Annotated in this window: 16 protein-coding genes and 1 pseudogene; 6 read left to right on the top strand and 11 right to left on the bottom strand. The window is 36.0% G+C overall.

What is annotated here, in order from left to right:
* Positions 1–89 precede the first annotated feature (89 nt).
* The 3 genes from spxB to DLD54_RS08720 all read left to right on the top strand — a co-directional run bounded on the left by spxB (position 90) and on the right by DLD54_RS08720 (position 5,053).
* The gene (gene spxB, locus DLD54_RS08730; RefSeq protein WP_109918975.1) at positions 90–1,904 is read left to right on the top strand and encodes a pyruvate oxidase; all 1,815 of its coding nucleotides are present in this window, start codon (positions 90–92) and stop codon (positions 1,902–1,904) included.
* Between the two features lie 109 nt (positions 1,905–2,013).
* Complete coding sequence (gndA, locus tag DLD54_RS08725; RefSeq protein WP_109918974.1) at positions 2,014–3,399, top strand: NADP-dependent phosphogluconate dehydrogenase; 1,386 nt, start codon at positions 2,014–2,016, stop codon at positions 3,397–3,399.
* Positions 3,400–3,496: 97 nt separating this feature from the next.
* The gene (locus DLD54_RS08720) at positions 3,497–5,053 is read left to right on the top strand and encodes a ClC family H(+)/Cl(-) exchange transporter (RefSeq protein ID WP_109918973.1); all 1,557 of its coding nucleotides are present in this window, start codon (positions 3,497–3,499) and stop codon (positions 5,051–5,053) included.
* Between the two features lie 30 nt (positions 5,054–5,083).
* On the opposite strand, the pseudogene DLD54_RS08715 reads toward DLD54_RS08720, so the two are convergent.
* From DLD54_RS08715 to DLD54_RS08700, 4 genes and pseudogenes are all read right to left on the bottom strand, one after another.
* Positions 5,084–6,411: pseudogene (locus DLD54_RS08715) on the bottom strand (MFS transporter).
* Between the two features lie 137 nt (positions 6,412–6,548).
* Positions 6,549–6,839 (bottom strand): hypothetical protein, encoded by a 291-nt coding sequence (locus tag DLD54_RS08710; protein ID WP_109918972.1) that lies wholly within the window; start codon positions 6,837–6,839, stop codon positions 6,549–6,551.
* 144 nt (positions 6,840–6,983) lie between these two features.
* Positions 6,984–8,294: an NCS2 family permease gene (locus DLD54_RS08705; protein ID WP_109918971.1), complete on the bottom strand. Its 1,311-nt coding sequence runs from the start codon at positions 8,292–8,294 to the stop codon at positions 6,984–6,986.
* A 303-nt stretch (positions 8,295–8,597) separates the two neighbouring features.
* Positions 8,598–9,905: an NCS2 family permease gene (locus DLD54_RS08700; RefSeq protein ID WP_046327835.1), complete on the bottom strand. Its 1,308-nt coding sequence runs from the start codon at positions 9,903–9,905 to the stop codon at positions 8,598–8,600.
* Between the two features lie 223 nt (positions 9,906–10,128).
* Between DLD54_RS08700 and DLD54_RS08695 the strand changes: the two genes are divergently transcribed.
* Positions 10,129–10,920 (top strand): Cof-type HAD-IIB family hydrolase, encoded by a 792-nt coding sequence (locus tag DLD54_RS08695; RefSeq protein ID WP_109918970.1) that lies wholly within the window; start codon positions 10,129–10,131, stop codon positions 10,918–10,920.
* Here DLD54_RS08695 and DLD54_RS08690 read toward each other — a convergent pair.
* The 5 genes from DLD54_RS08690 to DLD54_RS08670 form a co-directional block, all read right to left on the bottom strand.
* Complete coding sequence (locus tag DLD54_RS08690; protein ID WP_233559203.1) at positions 10,917–11,765, bottom strand: amino acid ABC transporter substrate-binding protein; 849 nt, start codon at positions 11,763–11,765, stop codon at positions 10,917–10,919. The two genes, DLD54_RS08695 and DLD54_RS08690, sit on opposite strands and share 4 nt — an antisense overlap.
* On the bottom strand, positions 11,766–12,419 hold the full coding sequence (locus tag DLD54_RS08685) for an amino acid ABC transporter ATP-binding protein (RefSeq protein WP_109918969.1): 654 nt from the start codon (positions 12,417–12,419) through the stop codon (positions 11,766–11,768).
* A gap of 15 nt (positions 12,420–12,434) precedes the next feature.
* Positions 12,435–13,076: an amino acid ABC transporter permease gene (locus tag DLD54_RS08680; protein ID WP_038524791.1), complete on the bottom strand. Its 642-nt coding sequence runs from the start codon at positions 13,074–13,076 to the stop codon at positions 12,435–12,437.
* A gap of 266 nt (positions 13,077–13,342) precedes the next feature.
* Complete coding sequence (locus DLD54_RS08675) at positions 13,343–14,032, bottom strand: deoxynucleoside kinase (protein ID WP_046327831.1); 690 nt, start codon at positions 14,030–14,032, stop codon at positions 13,343–13,345.
* 12 nt (positions 14,033–14,044) lie between these two features.
* The gene (locus DLD54_RS08670) at positions 14,045–14,695 is read right to left on the bottom strand and encodes a deoxynucleoside kinase (protein WP_038524784.1); all 651 of its coding nucleotides are present in this window, start codon (positions 14,693–14,695) and stop codon (positions 14,045–14,047) included.
* A gap of 763 nt (positions 14,696–15,458) precedes the next feature.
* On the opposite strand from DLD54_RS08670, the gene DLD54_RS08665 reads away from it, so the two are divergent.
* Positions 15,459–16,070 (top strand): ABC transporter transmembrane domain-containing protein, encoded by a 612-nt coding sequence (locus DLD54_RS08665; protein WP_109918968.1) that lies wholly within the window; start codon positions 15,459–15,461, stop codon positions 16,068–16,070.
* Between the two features lie 238 nt (positions 16,071–16,308).
* On the opposite strand, the gene DLD54_RS08660 is transcribed toward DLD54_RS08665, so the two are convergent.
* Both DLD54_RS08660 and DLD54_RS09000 read right to left on the bottom strand, forming a co-directional pair.
* Complete coding sequence (locus DLD54_RS08660; RefSeq protein ID WP_158593342.1) at positions 16,309–18,525, bottom strand: class III lanthionine synthetase LanKC N-terminal domain-containing protein; 2,217 nt, start codon at positions 18,523–18,525, stop codon at positions 16,309–16,311.
* Entirely contained in the window at positions 18,476–18,718 is a 243-nt protein-coding gene (locus DLD54_RS09000) for a class III lanthionine synthetase LanKC N-terminal domain-containing protein (protein ID WP_476703149.1), read from the bottom strand. The genes DLD54_RS08660 and DLD54_RS09000 overlap by 50 nt, the downstream gene beginning before the upstream one ends.
* Positions 18,719–19,066: 348 nt before the next feature.
* On the opposite strand from DLD54_RS09000, the gene DLD54_RS08655 reads away from it, so the two are divergent.
* Entirely contained in the window at positions 19,067–20,692 is a 1,626-nt protein-coding gene (locus DLD54_RS08655; protein ID WP_158593341.1) for an ABC transporter ATP-binding protein, read from the top strand.
* Positions 20,693–20,724 lie beyond the last annotated feature (32 nt).

The raw sequence follows: 20,724 nt of genomic DNA, 5'->3' as shown, positions 1-20,724 counted from the left end.
AATCGTAAATTTTGCTCACTTGAAATTGTGAAATTATATGTTTTAATACAATATGTAAGTAAACATGTATTTAAGGAGATGCACTTAAAATGGCAAAAATTAATGGCGCAAATGCCATGCTCCAAGTTTTATTGGACTGGCATATTGATCATATTTATGGTTTTCCGGGTGGCTCATTTGACTCAACAATGAACGCTATCCATGACTTTAAGGGTAAGTTGAAGTACATTGAAGTTCGTCACGAAGAAGCTGGCGCTTTGGCAGCTTCAGCTGAATATAAACTCACTGGCAAACTTGGTGTATGTTTTGGTTCAGCTGGTCCTGGTGCTGTTCACTTGATGAATGGTTTGTATGACGCAAAATACGACAAGGTTCCTATGGTAGCAATCGTAGCTAACGTTCCAACTAGCCGTCAGGATATGGATTTCTTCCAAGCTTTTGACGAAAAGCCTTGGTTTGATCCGGTTGCTGTTTGGAACCACCAAGTTAAGCGTGCAGAACAAATTCCTTCAATGATGGATGAAGCAATTCGTCAAGCTTATGCAAAGAAGGGTCCAGCCGTATTAATTCTTCCTAAGGACTTCGGTTGGGACAAGATTAGTGACAGCTACCGTGTAAATTACAATGCAATGCAAGCTGTTCCAAACTATGCAGCTCCTAAAAAAGAAGAAGTTGAAGCAGCTGTTAAGCTTCTTGCAGAAGCAAAGAACCCAGTTGTTTACTTCGGTCTAGGTATGAAGGGTCATGGCGATGTCTTAGAAAAATTTGCTGAAAAATTCAAGACCCCATTGATGTCCTCAGTTATGGCTAAAGGTGTTGTTGAAGATAGATGCCCAGCTTATATGGGTTCAATTGGTCGTGTTGCACCTAAGCCAAGTGATGACATTCAAACCCATGCTGATGCAGTTATCTGGGTTGGTAATGACTCACCATTCTCATTGTTCTTCTTTGACCCTAAGGCTAAGGTAGTACAAATTGATGTTGACTCAGAAAAATTGGGTAAGCGTCACGCAGTTGATGTTCCAATTTTGGCTGACGGTGCTAAGACTTTGCAAGCTATGATTGATGCAGGTCAACCTCGTGAAGAGTCACCACTCTACAAAGCTGCTATTGCAGACCGTGAGAACTGGGAAGAATGGGAGCACAGCTTTGACGATTCAGACGAAATGCCAATTCGTCGTGAACCAATTTTTGACATTATTAACAAATACGCTGATGACGATGCACAATTTGCTATTGATGTTGGTAACATCAACATTGACTTCCAACGTTTAGTAAACTTGCATGATGAACAAACTTGGGCAACTTCAGGCTTATACGCAACTATGGGCTTCGGTTCTCCAGCTGCACTTGCAGCAGCAACTGTTCACCCAGAACGCGAAGTTTGGAACTTGAGCGGTGACGGTGGTTTCGCTATGATGAGTCAAGAGTTGTTGACTGAAGCTCGTTACAACATGCATATCTTGAATGTTGTCTTCACAAATGATACTTTAGGTTTCATTGAAGCTGAGCAAGTTGACGAATCACACCAACCATTATCAGGTGTTATTATGCCTAATAACGAATGGGCTCAAGTTGCTGAAGGTATGAACGTGAAGGGTGTAACTGTACGTACTAAGAAGGAATTCGAAGACGCAGTTAAGGAATTCAAGCAAATGGATGGACCAATGTTAATCGACATCAAGTTCACTCATGACATGCCTTACTCAACTGAATTGAATACTCTTGATGACCCAGAATTCGTTAAGAAGTATCAAGCTGAAGGTTTGAAACCATTTAGCTACTTTGCTGAAAAGTATGGCTTGGTTGAAGATACTGCTTCAGGCGCTTCAGAAGCTGAAGAAGAGCCAGAGCCAGAACCAGAAGAAGAACCTGATACAACTTCAGGTGCTTCAGCTCACTAATAAGCTAAATTATTAGAATGAAAAAAGCGGAACTTTTTGAAAGTTTCGCTTTTTTGCTGTCTTACAAGTATAATAATAAAGTATGATTTTTAATGATGGAGGACTATCAATGCAACAATTCGGTATTATAGGCTTATCGGTTATGGGTAAGAACCTGGCTTTAAATATTAGAAATAATGGCTTTTCCGTTTCTGGCTTTTCTATTGATAAGCCAGAAGTTGATGCTTTTGCTAAATATAAGGATGCTAAACTAAAACCAACTTATACTTGGGAGGAATTTGTTAATTCACTGGAAAAGCCGCGCAAAATTTTAATTCAAATAGCAGCGGGTAAGCCCGTTGATGAAACTTTGCAAAAATTATTACCTTTGCTTGATCAGGGTGATATTTTGCTTGATGGTGGCAATTCTAATTTTCATGATACCAATCGTCGTTTTCATGAAATGGAAAAACATGGTATTCATTTTATTGGAATGGGTGTCTCAGGCGGCGAAGAAGGTGCTTTAAATGGCCCTGCGCTCATGCCGGGTGGTGATGAAGAAGCCTATAATGAGGTCGCACCTATACTAGAGGCGATTGCAGCTAAAAATGAGGAAGGTCAGCCATGTGTCAGCTTTATTGGTCCAGAAGGTAGCGGACATTATGTCAAAATGGTTCATAATGGTATCGAATATGGCATCATGCAGGAATTTTCTGAAGTCTATGATATACTGCGAAAAGTTGCAGGCAAAACAAATGATGAAATGTCGGCTATCTTTGCTGACTGGAACAAGGGGATAGTCAAGGCGTATCTTAGTGAAATAACGGCTGAAGTTTTAAAGCAAAAAGATGAGTTGACCCCTGACCATGTGATTGATCATATTTTGAATGTTGCATCTTACAAGGGTACTGGTAATTGGATGCTTGAAGATGGTGTGCATTTAGGTGCGCCAATTAGCGTAATCGCTGAAGCAGTTATTAGCCGTTTTATGTCTAAGGCAACTACACGTGAAGGTGCAGAAGTAAAGTGGAGTAGTGCTGTACCTGACGACTTGGTTGATAATCTCGGTCAAGCTTTGCAATTGAGCCAAGCTGTAGCTTATGCTCAAGGCTTCCAACAGTTAAAAATGGCTGCGGATGCTTATAATTGGGACTTACGTTACCCAGCAATTGCACAATCATGGGAAGCAGGCTGCATTATTCGCTCATCAATGTTAAAAGATATTGAAAATGCTTTTGCTGAGGGTAAAAAGCTTGATAATATGTTCCAAGATCCATACTTTAAAGACTTGATGAACAAGAATATTCCAGCATTACGGGCTGTAATTGAACTGGCAACTGAAGCGGGCATTCCAACACCGACTTTAAGCGCATCGCTAAATTACTTAGAATCAATCTTTAACCCGAGTTTGCCGGCAAATCTCATTCAAGGGCAACGAGACTACTTTGGTGCCCATACTTATCTCAGAAATGACCGTGACGGTGTTTACCACACTCAATGGTATGAAGAAAAATAATTTTGTTACACGTGTAACAACTGAAACCAGTTAAGTTCGAGCTTTGACTGGTTTTTTGCTAGTGTGAAAAATATTTTAGCTAAAGAGTGGAGGTACTATGAAAAATAAAAAAGCGCAAATAAAACTTTTGGTCCTAGCCATGGTGGTAGGACTCTGTAGTGGCATAGTAGTTGGCTTTTTTCGCTTTGGCATCGCCAAAATGACAAAGCTATGGCTGACTCTGTTTCACGTGGCACATAAAAACTTTCTCTGGTTTATGCCCATTATTCTTGGTCTGATGGCGGTAGGAATAATTGCAGGCTATTTTGTTAAAAAATACCCGCATGTTGGTGGTTCAGGCATACCTGAAGTAAAACTGCAATTGGCAGGGAACCTGACTTTAAGCTGGTGGCCGACACTATGGCGTAAAGTAGTAGGAGGCATTTTAGTTATAAGTACAGGGCTGTTTTTAGGACCTGAGGGCCCTTCTTTACAAATCGGTTCAACTATAGGTCAAGGTGTCGGAGAAAGCGCTAAAGAGTCTAAAACAAACGCTCGCGTGCTTTTAGCAACGGGAGCGGCTAGCGGTTTAGCCGCGGCTTTTGGAGCCCCGCTAAGTGGAGCCTTGTTCGTACTTGAAGAAGTTTTTCACAACTTTTCTCCCCGCGTCTGGATGAACGCACTTGCAGGTGCTTTAGTAGCAGATTTTGTTGTTTCCAACATTTTTGGGCAGAAGCCATCTTTATCTCTTGTTTATCGTCATTCCTTTCCCGTAAAGTTATATGGTTATTTGCTCATTTTAGGTTTGCTCTTAGGATTATTAGGTCACTTATATAAAACTGGACTCTTTAAGGGTAAAAAGTTATACACAAAAATTACTTTCTTACCTAGCTGGCTCTACGGGTTGATCCCACTATTTTTGTTAATCCCAATTGCCTACTTTTGGCCACTAATAACCGGTCCAGGTAATCGTTTGATTTTAGCTTTACCACAAATAATTAAACACAGTGGCTGGAAGGTAATTGGCATTTTGGGTATTTTCTTTATTATTAGAATAGTATTTTCCATTATTTCCTATGATTCAGGACTGCCCAGTGGAATTTTTCTGCCAATATTGACAATGGGGGCTTTAATTGGTGCAGTCTATGGCTTAACTTTAGTGCAGCTTCATTTATTACCAGCAAAATTGGTTATTAATCTAGTAATTTTTGCTATGGCGGGGTTTTTTGCTGCGGTAATACGGGCGCCTTTTACCGCCATAATGCTCATTACGGAAATGGTTGGCTCATTACTACATTTAATGCCACTCGCCGTGGTGGCTTTTGTGGCGCTGCTAGTCGATGAATTTTTAAATGGAGAGCCAATATATGGTACGCTGGCACGTGCAATGTTGACAAACAGTAAAAAGCAGCAGGTTAAAATTTCTGGTGAAACTGATCAATTGACTGTGCCTATTTATGAAGATAGTCAATTAAACGGTAAAATGATTATGCAAATCAAATGGCCTCAACATACTTTAGTTAAAGCAATTTATCGCGATGGTAAGTCTATTATTCCCAATGGTCAGACTAAAATTAAAGCAGGTGATTCTCTGATTTTGACCTTAGATGCAGGTCGCCGAGGGGCCGTATTTAGCCAAATTAAACGGATGCAAAAAGTGCGCTACGACGGCTAAAAAAGACACGCTAGTAGAATAGCGTGTCTTTTATTTCTTTTGGTATTTTGGCGCAGTTTCTGGTGCCCAAAACAGGCAAATAATGAAAGCAGCAAATAAACGCCGGCGCAAACTAGCATTGCTAAATTCGAACCACCAATTTCTGTCAAGATAGCTAATAAAAAGGTACCGGCAGCAGCACCAATACGGCTGATTGTGATACAAGTTCCTACGCCACTAGCCTGTACTTTGGTATCAAATAATTCAGTGGGATAAGGATAATCCAGTACTAGCCCCGAAGATAAAACAATTGCAAAAATAGAAAAGACAATTATTTTAACCAAGGATGAAGATTGTGGTAATAGTGCAAGAACGCTAATTAATATTGCAGATAACAAAAAGTTGCTAATCAAAAAGAAACGTCGACTTAAGTGATTGAAAAGATATATCCCCCAAAAGATACCTATTAACATGCTAATGTTGTATAAATTTCCCGAAATCTTAGGATTAGTAATATTCATCCCCTGTAGCAAAATAGGCAAGAAAATACTAATTCCAAAGAAGGCAAAGGTTTGACAAGCATAAAAACTGCCGCCTACTAGTGTACTTCTGATATACTTTTTGCTAAAAAGTATTGTCCAAGAAACTTGTCCTTGCTTTTTAGAGCGTTTAAAGTGACAAGAGATGCCCCATTTATGACCTAAAATTCTACCAATTAATCTGTTTGCAGCTTTAATTTTACCCTTACTTGCTAACCATCAAGGAGAAGGCGGCAAGGGAAAGAAACTACGGAAAAGAGCTGTGAGCAATGCTGGTATGGCACCGGGTTGCTAAAATAATTTGCCAGGTATGTTGACCATATCCTTCAAGATAAGTCCCGGTTAAATACGAAGCAATAAAGCCTAAAACCCAGTAGATTAATAGGTGACTTTGCCGTTTACTATCCTCACCTTTAGGCAGACATCCAGTAAATAAAGCATTTTCCGCTGTATAATCAATTGCCATCATCAGTCCAATGCCAATCCTAATTAAAAAAGTCAGCGCTAAACTGCTTGTAAGGGGATGTAAAAGTGAAAGAATATATACATGTTGCTCATCAATAATTGGCTACGGCCAATTTTATCGGATAAACGACCGATAAGTGCGCTACTAGATAAACCAATTAGTCCACCAGCACCGATAAATCCGATCCACATATCACTAATTTGAATATATTTTGTAGCATTAGTTAGCGCGCCGCCAGTAATTCCTAATGAAAAACCGCAGGTAAATTGGCCCAAAATAATGGCAGTTAATACCCGCAAATGAACTTTTGAAAGTGGCGCTTTTTTATAATCTTTTTTGGCTAATTTTGCCTTTTTTCTAGCATAGTAATAAATTAAGCAATCACTGCTCAACCTACTTTATAACATCCCTTTCAATAAATGACTTAACTGTTATCTAACATAACAAATTTTTAGTGTTCGTGCAAAAAGACTGGGGAAAGGTAGCTTGAAATTTAAGCGCTGGTTACTCGTTATTTTTGAAAAACTAAGCCAAATAATACCAATATTAAAGCTGCTAAAAGCCAGATACTGAAATTTACCACTGCTTTTGCGGTATTTTTGTTATCAAGGCTAATATGATTGATCAAATATTCCCCAGCAAATAGTGTAAAGCTAAAAGTGATGAGCCATAAAATGGCACAGAGTCTTCCAGTAATAGAATAGGGGAAAAAGGCAGAATTGAAACTGGTTAGTAAAGCAACAATAAAGAAAGTAGTGGTACCGGTATATTGATTAAGCAATTTTTTGGCAGTTTTGGGCATAGTAATTTCGCTTCTTTCGCTGTTAGTTAAAATATTATGTTGCATTATAATACTAAACAAACAAAAAATAAATATTTATTAATTATGTAGAAAACAAAAAAATCACTTCTAAAGAAGTGATCCTTAATAATTAAATTAATATTTTTACATATTGGTGATTAAGAAAAAGAGCACGAACACAACTAGTAAGACGTACATCATTGGTGAAACTTTTTTGGCTTGCTTAGAAGCGATCATAGTAATCGGGTAGGCAATCATACCAAGAGCCAAACCATCTGAAATACTATAAGTTAGTGGCATGCCAACTACAGTTAAAAATGCTGGAAAAGCAATCTCAAATTTGTCCCAGTTAATTTTTTTCAGGTTTCCTGCCATTAGCACACCGACAATGATCAATGCAGGTGCAGTTACAGTGGTAGGAATAACAGCTAACAGCGGGCTGAAAATCATTGAAATCAAGAAAAAGATTCCTACAAAAATGGCAGTTAATCCGGTACGGCCTCCCATTGCAATTCCCGCACTTGATTCTACAGAAGTCCCGAGTGGTGCTGTACCCAAGACAGCTCCTTCAACCATTGCTAAAGAATCAGAAATAAAGGCCCTGCCGATACGTGGAATCTTACCATTTTCATCGACCATACCGGCTTGTTCTGTCATACCAATCAGGGTACCTGCGGTATCGAAAAATGTAACTAAAAGAAAAGTTAAAACTACCATAAACAATTGTGGGGTATTAATGTCTTTTAAATGAAAAACAGCTTGCCCAAAGGTAGGAGCAATACTGGGAGCACTGGCAATAATACCTTTAGGAACAGCGACTTGACCGATAATAACCCCGAACACAGCTGTTACCACCATGCCGATAAAGATTGAGCCGGGAATATTCATAGCCATTAAAATTACTGTTAAGGTTAAACCAAAGAGGGTAATCCAAACAGCTGGTGAATTAAACTTACCTAGAGTAACTAAATTTGAGTCACTGTTTACGATTAATTTACCATTTTGCAAACCAATGAATGCGATAAATAAACCGATTCCAGCTGAAATAGCATATTTCAAATCTTGTGGAATAGCATCAACTACTATTTCACGCAATTTCAAGACTGTTATCAAAATAAACAAGATAGACGCTACTAAAACTGCAGCTAAAGCTGTTTGCCAGTTAATATGCATGCCACCACAGACATTGTAAGCAAAAAACGCAGCACTACCTAATGTTGGCGCTAAAGCTACAGGATAATTTGCTACCAAACCCATAATGAAACAGCCAATTGCAATTGAAATTGCTGTGACAGTAAACGCTGCTCCTTTATCAATACCAGCTGCGTGTAAAATGTTAGGGTTAACAAAAAGGATGTAGGAGAGACTGACAAACGTGGTTAATGCAGCTATCAATTCACGTTTAACAGTGGTATGAGCATCGTTTAAATGAAAGACTTTGTCTAATGTCGTCATTTTTTCCTCCAAAAATATTTAAATTACAAAAAACTAATATATCTAGTATATAACTTATTTGTACTGTGAGTTACCCGAATAGAGAATATTTCCCAGGAAATACTTGCTATTGGCTAGTTTTGATTAGTATCTTTGTGATTGGTTAAAATAAAATCATTGCTTAATTATTAAAATAAGGCTCCACCAAAATTTAGTGTGCAATAAATCTAGTTTTGAGATTAGATAAATAGTTAGTAACTCTTATAAAAAATGTGTTAAAAAAGCAAATATATTTTAAATATATTTGCTTTTTAGATATTAATTTTAGAAGTTCAAAACCCATAAGAAGACTATAAATACGAAGAACAGTATCCACATCATTGGGGTAACTTCTTTAGCACGTTTAGCTGCTACCATACATATTGGATAAGTTATTAATCCTAATGCCAAACCATCAGAGATGGAGTAGGTAAGAGGCATACCAATTAGAATTAGGAAAGCCGGCACGGCAATTTCCATTTTATCCCAATGTATGTGTGCTGTATTTTGTGCCATCAGGACACCAACAATAATTAATGCCGGTGCGGTCACATGGGTGGTAAATAAGCCTAAAAGTGGACTGAATATCATTGATATTAAGAAGAAGATGGCTACGAAGACAGCTGTTAAACCGGTTCGTCCGCCAACCGCAATACCAGCACTTGACTCAACGAAAGCACCGACTGGTGAAGTTCCCAAAATTGAACCAACCATCATGGCTGTTGAGTCAGAAGCTAAGGCTTTACCTACACGTGGCATTTTATTATCTTTCATAAAACCGGCTTGTTGTGCTAAACCGATTAAGGTACCAGCAGTGTCAAAGAATGTAACCAAGAGAAAAGTCAATACAACTACCCACATTTGTAAAGTATTAATATCTTTCACATGAAAAATTGCTTGACCAAATGAAGGAGCAATACTTGGCGCTACTGAAACTATTTTGGTTGGCAAAGAAATCTGTCCAGTTATTACACCAAAAATGGCAGCTAAGACCATACCGATAAAAATAGCACCGGGTACATTTAAAATCATTAAGATAACAGTGACAATTAAGCCAAAAATGGTAATCCAAACGGCTGGATCATGAAGGGAACCTAGTCCAACTAAAGTAGACTTATTTCCTACGATTAAGCCACCGTCTTGCATTCCTAAGAATGCAATGAACAAACCAATTCCAGAAGAAATTGCGAATTTTAGGTCAGAAGGGATAGCGTTGATAATCTTTTCCCTTAACTTAAACATAGTGATCAGAATAAAAATAATTGAAGCAACAAAAACTGCCGCCAAAGCTGTTTCCCATGAAACATGCATACCTACACAGACTGTATAAGCAAAGAAAGCATTGATGCCTAAAGCTGGGGCTTCGCCAATAGGATAATTGGCAACTATACCCATTATTGCTGTACCTAATGCACTAGCTAAGGCTGTTGCTGTAAAAACAGCACCTTTATCCATGCCACTAGCGCCCAAAACACTAGGATTAACAAATAAAATGTATGACATGCTGATAAAAGTTGTTAGACCAGCGAGAAATTCAATTTTAACGTTGGTTTTATATTTATCGAGTTGAAAATAACTCTTTATAAAATTCATCTAACCTCTCCCAAATTTATTGTTCGTCTTTTAATATTAATTAGACAACAATTATAGTTTACCATTCATGAAAATAAATGTAAACACGAATTATAAGAGGTAAAAGTATAGCAAAAAGCAATTATTCTCAACTATAAGCCAAAACCGCAAGTTGACCGCACGATAGGATAATCGGTAAAATGAAAATAAATATCATAGATATTGCAGTCCATAAGGAGGAAAAATGGCTAAACTGATTTTTTCGGATATTGATGGTACTTTAATCAATTCAAAGCAAGAAGTTACCCCGAAAACCAAACTTGCTATCCGTCAGCAAATTATTAAAGGCAACGTCTTTATTCCAGTTTCTGCACGTATGCCACAAGCAATCATGACTGTCGCAGGACAAATTACCAAGTCTTGTCCAATGGTCGCTTACAACGGTGCTTTAGTGCTAGATGAGATGGGACAACCACTGAACTCCTATTTTATGACGGCTGCTAAAGCAGCAGAAATATGCACATACATTGAAAGTAAAAATAATGGTGTCGTTTGGAACGTATATAGTGGCTATAACTGGTATTATTTCCCGGGAAATAATAATAGGCGAGTTAAAAATGAAGAAGCAATAGTAAGAGTTAAGGCACAACCGAGTTCTATTGCTGAAGTCAAAAAACTTAAGGGTGTGCATAAAATTTTGCTCATGGGGGCTCCAGAATTATTAGATGCCACGCAGAAAGACTTACAGGGTTTGTATCCCGAGTTTTATATAGTAAAATCTGCGTCTAACTTGTTAGAGATCGTTGTTAAAGGGGTCTCTAAAGGACAAGGTGCTAGAGCGATAGCACAGGAATTTGGAGTAGATTTAAAGGACTGCTGGGCTTTTGGTGATAATTATAATGATGAAAAGATGCTTGAAGCGGTTGGTCATCCAGTAATAATGGGAAATGCTCCTGAAAATTTGAAGAAAAAATTTAGAACTACATTAGATAATAATCACGATGGTATTGCCTTAATACTCAATCAATTAAACTAGTTTTTATAAAGTAATGGAGATTCGGCCTTTTTGCCAAACCATTTGTGGTCAATTTTTGTAATAGTGCCATTTCTAGCTAATTTGGTCAAAGCGTGGTTAATTTTGCGTTTTAAAGTTATATCACTTTTTCTCATACCCACACCAAATTCTTCTTTAGGAAATGGACTATTAATTTGAGTATAGTCTTCTGGATGTTTTTGCCGTGAAATGTAATAGTTGGCATAAGTACTATCAATTAATAAACCTTGAATACGACCGGCATTAAGGTCAATAAAGGCATTTGTAAAAGAATCATAGAGAATTGGCTCATGGTTTTTAATTCGCTTTTTAAAAACCTGTGGATATTGCATTACATCATTGTAGCCGGAAGAACCTGTTTGTACACCCAGCGTCTTACCTTTCATGGCAGCGATCTGATCTATCTTATTTTTTTTAAGGCTTACTAAAACTTGGGTGGAATATAGGTAAGTTTTACTAAAATTAATTTTAGCTTTCCGTTCGGGATTTTTACTAAAGCCATTCCAAATGAGGTCAATAGTGCCGTTTTTGAGTTCAGTGGTGTTCATTGACCAATCAATAGTCTGGAAACTAACTTTGATATCATAAAGATCAAAAACGGCTTTAGCAAGATCGACATCATAGCCAATTAACTGACCATTCTTTTGCCTAAAGTCCATCGGTACAAAAGTATCATCAACACCAACAGTAATGTAACCACGCTGCTTTATGTGAGACCAATTGTCTACCATATTCGCTTTTCTATTCACTGATACGCCGCTGCAAGCAGAAATGAATAAGGTGCAAATTAGAGTTATTAATAAAGCCGCAAGGCGCTTAATTTTCACTTACATTACCTTCTTATCATCTAGAGCTTTAACGGTAAAAATCTGATCAGCCACTTGGTGTGCAAATTCCATGTCATGAGTGACAATAATTTGAGTCATTTGGTTGTCGGTTTTTAATTTTAAAATTATTTCGCCCACTTTTGTCCGCAATGCAGGGTCTAAAGCAGATGTGGGCTCATCATAACATAATATATGAGGCTGCATTGCTAATGCCCTGACAATAGCTACTCTTTGTTGCTGGCCACCTGATAATTGGTACGGATAAAGGCTTTCTTTTCCGTTTAAATCAAGCTGTTTTAATAATTTACGGGCTTGCTTTTCAGCTTGACTAGCTGTTTCTTTTAAAACTAACGTAGGCGCAAGAGTTATGTTATCAATGACGGTTAGGTTGGGAAAAAGTTCGTAACTTTGAAAAACGACACCAATAATGTGGTTTTTGCTATCAGGCTCAGCTGGATTAAATTCTTGTCCGTTCCAGAGAAATTTACCGGAATCTATTTTTTCTAACCCACTTAAACAACGTAGTAGCGTGGTTTTTCCCGCACCTGACGGTCCTACAATAGCTAGAATTTGTCTGTCGGGGATAGTGAGATTTAATTTATTGAGTATAAGGCGGGAACCAAATTTTTTAGTAATGTTCTTAAGTTCTAGCATAATATTTCCTTTGCATTATTTCCATTTAGCAAAATTGTGTTCGATTTTTTTCAGTAAGAATGATGCAATACCAGTCATCATTAAATATATTATTCCTACTATTACTAATGGAACCAGTGTTACGTCTCTAGCAGTGGCGACATTACCAGCTCGTAATAGTTCTCCCAAACCGATAACATAAACCAGAGAAGTATCTTTTACTAAATTAATGACTTCGTTGCCAATAGAGGGAATAACTATTTTGCTAACCTGAGGAATAATAATGTGCGATAAAGTTTGCCAATAGCTTAGCCTTAAAACCCGAGCACTTTCATATTGACCCACCGGTATTGATTGAAAGCCACCACGAAATATTTCCGCAAAATAAGCAGTGTAGTTTAAGATGAAAGCAAAAAGAGCAGCATCGTATCGTTGAAATATAATACCAATGATTGGCAGACCATAAAAAATAAAAATTAGTTGTAAAAGCAGTGGAGTTCCACGCATAATCCAAATATAGAATTTTAGTATTAAGCGCAGTGGCTTAAAGCGAGAAAGTAAACCTAAACTGACGATGATTCCCAGAGGAATAGAAACGATCAAAGTCCAAAAGAACAAGATCAAAGTCATTTTTGCGCCTGTGATTAAAGAGGGCATGATTGAGATGATATAGTCCATTTTCTTCTCCTTTGTATTTAGCTGAGACCGAGTTTAAGTTGGTAAAAATATTTCTACATAACATAATTAAAAAAATATGTGAAAAAAGATATGATTTAATAATAACACAAATCTAGCGCCTTATTACTTTTGATTAAACAATTTAAAGCCTGTATTTGGTCAATTTGAGGCTTGATTATTAAATGACATAAAAAATAGTATAACACTAAGTGAAAAAGAACCCCTAGAGTAATAACTAGGGGTTCTTTGAGTAAGCTAACTTTTGTTTATTGTTCTTCTATTTGAATATCTGTTGGTTTGTCCCAAGAGTTGGGTAATTTACCCATTTCTTTTAGCTTAGTAACAATTTGATCTAGTACAACTTCTCTGGCATGTTCGTCAGTCATGAAGTCCAGCTTGTCACCATCAATCTCCATTTTAGGAGAATAATCATATTTTTCGTACCATGGTTTGTAATAGCGCAAAAGCCGTTTATAGTAATCTTCCAGCGTCGCGTCATAGCTCAGCTGTTCGTATGGTCGACCACGTTTTTGGATCCTTTTAATCATGGTATCGTATGAAACATTAATGTGAACCAGCAGATCTGGGTTTTTCTTTGGCATGTGCTTAAGTTCACCCATCATGTTGTTGAGAAGTTCGTAATATGTATCTACTTCTTCACTCGTTGCGCGCCCAATATCAGCGTTCATTTGGAAGAAAAGGGCATCCTCATAGATTGAACGATCAAGAACGTTGTTATCGTCAGTTAGTGCGTTTTTGATGCTACGAAAACGAGTGTTAAGGAAAAACACCTGAAGTAAGAATGCGTATTTTTTAGGATCAGCGTAAAAGAGTGGCAAAACTGGGTTATTGTCGACACTTTCGTAAAATGGTTTGGTTCCTAAATATTTAGCTAAAATACTGGTTAGACTGGATTTACCGGCTCCAATTGGCCCGCTTAAAACAATAACTGTCATCACGTTCCTTCTCTATTCTAAATTGCCTATTGCATGCAATTTGTCATCAATCTGACGTAAAACTTCTTTTTTGGCATCTTCATCGCAGATAAAATCGTATTTATCCCCGTCGATTTTAATCTTAGGAGATGCATCATAATTTTCATACCATGGTTCATAATACTTAATTAACCTGGCATAGTAGTCTTTTAAACTAGGATCAGTACTGATTTGTTCAAATGAACGTCCACGTTTTTTAATGCGTTTAAGCATAGTGTCTAAAGAAACGTGAATGTAAATCAGTAAATCAGGCTTTTTGCTGGGATTACCGGGGGTATCTTCCATCATATTTTCAAGTAGACTATCATATATCTTAAATTCAGTTGGATCAGCCACTTTGCTGTCTGCATTCATTTTGAAAAAGAGTGCATCTTCATAGATTGAACGGTCTGAAACACTATTTTTTTCTCGAATTGCTTGGTTAATTTGTGCTAAACGGTGGTTAAGCAAGTAAATGTTAAGCAAAAAAGTATAGCGTTTCATGTCTTGGTAATATAAAGGAAGAACAGGATTATTATCTACTCCCTCGTAAAAAGCTTGTGTACCTAAGTGCTCAGCTAAAATACTAGTTAAACTGGATTTACCGGCTCCAATTGGCCCACTTAAAACAATAACTTGGATCACGTTCTTTCTTAAATATTAAATACAACATATAGATTCTTATCTAGTTTAATACGAGATATAGTGGTATACAAGCAAAAAGTAAATTTAAATTGTGTCTTAAAAGTCAAGTGATTTTGTATAATACAGAATAAAAAATTAAGCTTTGATAAAGTAACTAAATTGTTGTTTAAGTTAAATGTTACACGTGGAACTAAAATTAAAAATTAAGAAAGCAAATTTTAAATTTCGGACTGGAAAGTCTTAATTTGCTAGGGCATGTTAGCGATATTATTTGGTATCAATCCCTTTAGTCCGTACTTTGATTCTTTTAATGCTGTAATAAACAATAATTCCTGGTTTAAATTGATTTAATTATGATAAGTGTTTTTGCGCTTATAAAGCAGAATATTTTGCCTTTTTTCAGTCCCAAAAAATTGTTCGTAATATTTATATACTGCCGTGATGAGACAACTCTAAACTAAAAAATTAAAAATAAATTGCATTTATGTTAGTAAAAAAATAAAATAATAAGTAGATTATAAAAGAAACAGCGAATACTTCAAATACAAAGGTAAGCTGATATGTTTCATGCTGTAAATGATACGACGGGCTTTTTAGGAAGAATACAAAAACTATTAAAACTTCCAATAATAATTAAATTATTTAAGAGTCTGCAGCTTTGAAATAGGTCAAAGATTAATGTTCTTTGCAAACTGTTTCTCTCAAGAAGATATGTCATTTTAGTATTAACCCTGAAAATAGGGATTTAGACAGGAAGTAAATCATGGACAACACTGTAGCAAAATTTTCGCTTTGGACCTACGTTAAACGTAATTCAGGTATGTATGTCATTCTGGCTATTTTATATTTTGGGCGGAATTTAGCGCAAATTGGTGCCAGCATTTTTCAAGGTAATGCACTTACTGCTTTGACACAGCACAGTTTAAAGGGTTTTATTGTTGATACAGGTTTAAACTTGCTTAGCTGGGGCTTTTTCCTAATTTTCTTTTTTTGTAGTTCACGGTATTCCGCTGTAATCATCAGGGCTGTCGATAATTCCATTAGGAGTTCATTAGCCCATGTAATTGGTCGTCAAGAATATGAAAGCTTTAATAAACACACGGAAGCTGACTATGTTTCTTGGTTTACTAATGATATTAACCAAATTAATCAAGATGGCTTTTTCAGTTTAGAGCAAACATATAGCAGTGCACTCTTAGGTATTATTGCCAGTGTCATCCTGCTTTCTTATCATCCGCTCTTATTTGTCACCACTTTGGTTTTTGCTGTTGTTATGATTTTATTTCCCCGTCTTTTTAAGAAAAAGTTGGAGGAGTTATCGCAAAAACAAAGCAGTCAAAATGAGGTGTTAACGGCAAAAGCAACTAATATCTAAGTCCTATAGGCCAAAGTGCTGGAATTGTGTAGCACGGATAATGTGAACCCGTGGTAATTATTTGGGCCAAAGAAATAGTTGCTGTAGCGTTCTTTAAGCAAGTTAAGTGCCTGTAATTTTTTGGAAACATAACTATAGTAAACCCTCTAGGTGGCTTTTGGTTTAATCTAGAGGGTTTTTCAATATTTAATAGATAACAAAGAATGTTGCTATTCTTGCGACATAATTAAGACAAACATTACTTATCTAGCGTGGAAAGCAAACTTAGGTAAATTCCTAAATCACCGGTTAATAATCTGTCTTCTTTATTTAGATATGTGATTCCATTAGTCCAGGTATATCTTCCTGACATAGTAGATGAACTTCCTATAATTATTTTTTTGATATTTAATTCATTGGTTATAAGACCTTTTTGAGGAAATTGCTTTAACAAATGTTCAAAGTATAAATAACCCGCATATCCAGTTTTTAAACTAAAATTATCAGGACGTAAGTCCTTTCGTTCATTAATCAAAGGTAGGTTACCTAAGAGATTAGCTGAATGAGAGCTATCATTTATATCAAATAACAAAAATGATAACCATATCCCCCAAAAACCATGCGAAAGACTTAATGATCCTGAATATGATAACATTTTGTTCTGATCCATGAATGAATACAATTCTTGATAAATTTGATTAGAAATAGCATAAACTTTTTTATTGTCTAAAAGATCATTTGCATAAGTTAATCCTATGAGTAATCCTGCTAATCCAAATCCTAAATTAGGGCTTATCTGAAGCTGAGGTTTACCTTTAGGACCAACGTCAAATGAGAGTGGCCATTGATCGGAACGATAGGTACGCTGAGTAATTTCTGTAATTATTTTTTTAATTAGACGCGATAACTTGTCTCTACTTTTGTCGCTAGCATATTTAAAAGTTATAGAACAGGTTAATAACATACCAGCCAACCCATGAAATAATCCTAACGGAACCTTAAAAAGAGGATATAATAGTAGAGAATTAAGACATGTAGTTAACTCGTCTTGACAATTATTGATACCAAATAGAATCATATTTGAAATAGAGCCATTGATTAAAGAAATATTTTCATAACTATCAGTATTTTTGATTAAATTATCCATTCCCTGACTATAAAGAGACATAATATACGGTTCTACATTAGTATGTTTCATTAGTACACTGGTACCTATCAATATGCCAGATAGTCCTTTATCTAATGAACTATTAAAGTGATTACTAGAAATTTGATTTCGTAATTTATTTCCAAAATAGCGTGCAGCGTTATCTATAATTTCTTTAGATAAGTCACTATTTTTCAACTGATTATTTTCTGATAATTCTGATGAAAAATTATAGTTTAGAGCAGTCCCAATTTTTTTAATCCCTGATTGAGCTATTTGCCGGGTTACGACAGTTTTACAGATATTATCAGCTGCAGTAATTAGCTTACTAACAAGACTATAGCCATCAATTGTAGAAAGTGCTTCAGGAAATGCTGGACGAATACCTGTAGCTAAGTAAAATTCTATTGCACCTAATCCAAATAAATCTTCATTAAGAACTGCAAAACTTTTTGTCTTTTTTCCGTGTCGTAGATCTGCAAAACCAGGAGTAGCACCTTGTAATGGATTAGCTTGATTAATCTTTTCCGTTAACTCAAAGTCAATCAAAAAGACATCTCCTGTCGAAGTATAAAAAATATTTTGCGGTGCTAAATCTCTAAATACAAAGTTATGGTTGTGTATTTTGTCTAATGTGTTTTCCAATGATTTGACAATTTTCGTAATTAATTGATCCCGCTGATTAACATTTATCGGTGAATTGTTAAACAGCTCTGTTAATGGCATGCCTTTTGCGAAAGTTTCAATAAGGGTTAAGCTAGAATCATTTTTAATGACATTAACAATATGTGGAATATTAGATAAGTCTTGTAATTGCTTCAAAATATCAATTTCATGTTGTAAGCGAATAGTAGAATCTCGTCCAGCTTCATCAATAATAGCTTGTTTTATGCTCCTCTTAATTATTACTTTTTCTCCTCTAAAAACCGCTGAGAATACTAAACTTTTCGTACCTCGTGAAATCAAATTTATTTGCTCAATTTGAACAGCTTGTTCACCTTCTTTATTAGAAGCAAAGTTAGCTTGCAAAAACTGAGGAATCTTAATCCATGCAGGTGCATAGTGGCCTACTTGTCTAACATCATCTGTCCAGTTGCCATTCTCATCTTGAATTTGTAATATTTTAGTACCACTTTCACTTAAACGATAGTGGCTTTTGAAGCCTCCGTATCTTAAAAAAAGTGGCGTGTTTTTATACTGAATATCTGTGATAACTTTAGGAAATTTTTTGATAGATAAAACTTCATTTAACTTTATACAAAAATTTTCTAACTCAGCTTCATTTAAAGTCATTGGAAGATAAATAGTTACTTGTTTTCCTGTACTCAAATAACCTGCTCCGCCAAAAGCTAATCTTTGCGATTGGTGCAAGTTCACTGGGTAAACAAGAAATATGGATTTTCCAGCCTTGATTTGGAAGAGGGTAAAGTTTAGAAATAAAATAAATCCAATTATCATCACTATGAACATGATAATTATTAGTTTTTTTTACGAGTTTAATTAAATTAAAATCCACAAACATAATTATTTCCTCAAATTTCTTAAAAAATATTATTGACTTTTAATATTAATATCATATAATTAAAGTGTAATCAAAATAATATATTTAGTAAAGGAGAATTTTTATGGTTGCTACAACATTGAAAACAAAAAAGCCGTTGTCGTTAAGGGTTTTGCTATCCCAATTAGTTCATTAGATCAAATGGAAGCCACTAATAGTTTTTATGATGAAGCTACCAAAGCGATGTCTGGCCCAATTTATTGTACTGTAGCAGGTGCTACAACCGTCGATCAGTAAAAAATCATACTATAAATTAGTTTATGTTCCTGCCATTTCATAGGAACATTTTTTATTATGAAAGGAGCCGCTTTGAAAATTGGAAAAATGAAATTTAATCTGTGGCTATACGTTAGACGCAATTGGAAGCAATACCTAATTTTAGCTATTGCTCTGGTAATCTGGCAAATAGGACAAATAGTTGCTAACATTTACAGTGGGAACGCATTAACTTCATTAACTAACCGCAGTTTATCCGGCTTTTTTATTAATGAAGCAATATCTGCCCTTGGTTGGGTCGTATTTCTACTATTTTATTTTATCACTTCCAAGTACGGAGCTATTGTTATAAAGACAGTTGATAACCTAATTAGGGGAGACTTATCCCAAACCATTGCTGATCAAGAATATGAAGAATTCAATCACAATAATGAATCTGACTACTTGTCATGGTTTACCAATGACATTAACCAACTTAACCAAAGTGGTTACCAAGCAATAAATAGTGCTTTTGGTAGTACAGTACTAGCAATATTATCTTCAACGGTATTGTTGTTTTATCATCCTTTATTATTAGTAACTACACTGGTTTTAGCCGTCATCATGGTATCATTTCCCAAAATATTTCAAAAAAAGCTTGGTGAATTGTCTGTTGCCCAAAGTGAAAAGAATCAACAACTAACTACGAAGTTAACTGACGTACTCGAAGGATTTACTAATTTATTAATGTTAGGTCAACGCAACTTAATTAAAAAAGCTGTCCTAAAAGCTTCAGAAAAAGCTGGCCAAGCAATGGTTGCCTATCAATCAGAGAGCAGTTTTTCAGGTGCTTTAATTAATTTAGTTAGCATTGCATCACAAATTATTTTGACTGTAGAAACTGGCTACTTAGCTTTCCAACGCGAATTACCTATTGGGGCCATTTTAATCGTTGGTTCAATGGCTGGGCAAGTATTCAGTGGATTGACTAACATTAGTTTTCAGCTAACAGCGATTCGTGCCGTTCAGCCAATCTTTGATAAATATAACAAGTTAGTAAAGGGCGATAATGAACCTGGTCAGCCAGTCGGACCCCTAACTGATGAAATTGTAATAAATGATTTGTCTTTTAGTTATGATCAAAACAAACATTCAATCTTGTCTGATTTTACTCAAGTAATTAAACAAGGTGAGCACATTGCAATCATTGGCGCCTCTGGCAGTGGCAAATCCACATTAGTTAAACTCTTAGCGGGTTTACTTACAGATTATGAAGGTTCACTCACCTGGGATGGCACTGAATACCGGACAATTGATAAAAATTCATTGCGCCAGCAACTTTCTTATATTGACCAATCATCATACATTTTTGATGGCAGTTTGCGCTTCAATATTACTTTGGGACGGTCAGTTCAGCAGACAGACCTTGATAAGGTGATAGAACAAGCAGGATTAGAAAACTTTATTGCTGATAGTCCTCAAGGACTTGATACACCATTAAAGCATGCTGGTAACAATATTTCAGGTGGCCAAAAGCAAAGGATTGCGCTGGCACGTAATTTACTTACTTCACCTAAAGTTGTTTTGGCAGATGAGATCACTTCGGCCATTGATGAACAAGATGGTCAAAAGATTGAACAAAGTTTACTTGACTTGCAAGGAGTGACCTTGATTTACATTTCCCATCACTTGCGACCGGAAATTAAAAAGCAGTTTGATCGAATAATCGAATTAGGCTAATTGGAATTTGAATATCTTTTATTCTCAATTAA

This window comes from Lactobacillus helsingborgensis, from assembly GCF_003173695.1.
Lineage (GTDB): Bacteria > Bacillota > Bacilli > Lactobacillales > Lactobacillaceae > Lactobacillus > Lactobacillus helsingborgensis.
Note: the sequence above shows the minus strand (reverse complement) of the source record. Positions and strands in the feature narration are given on the sequence as shown.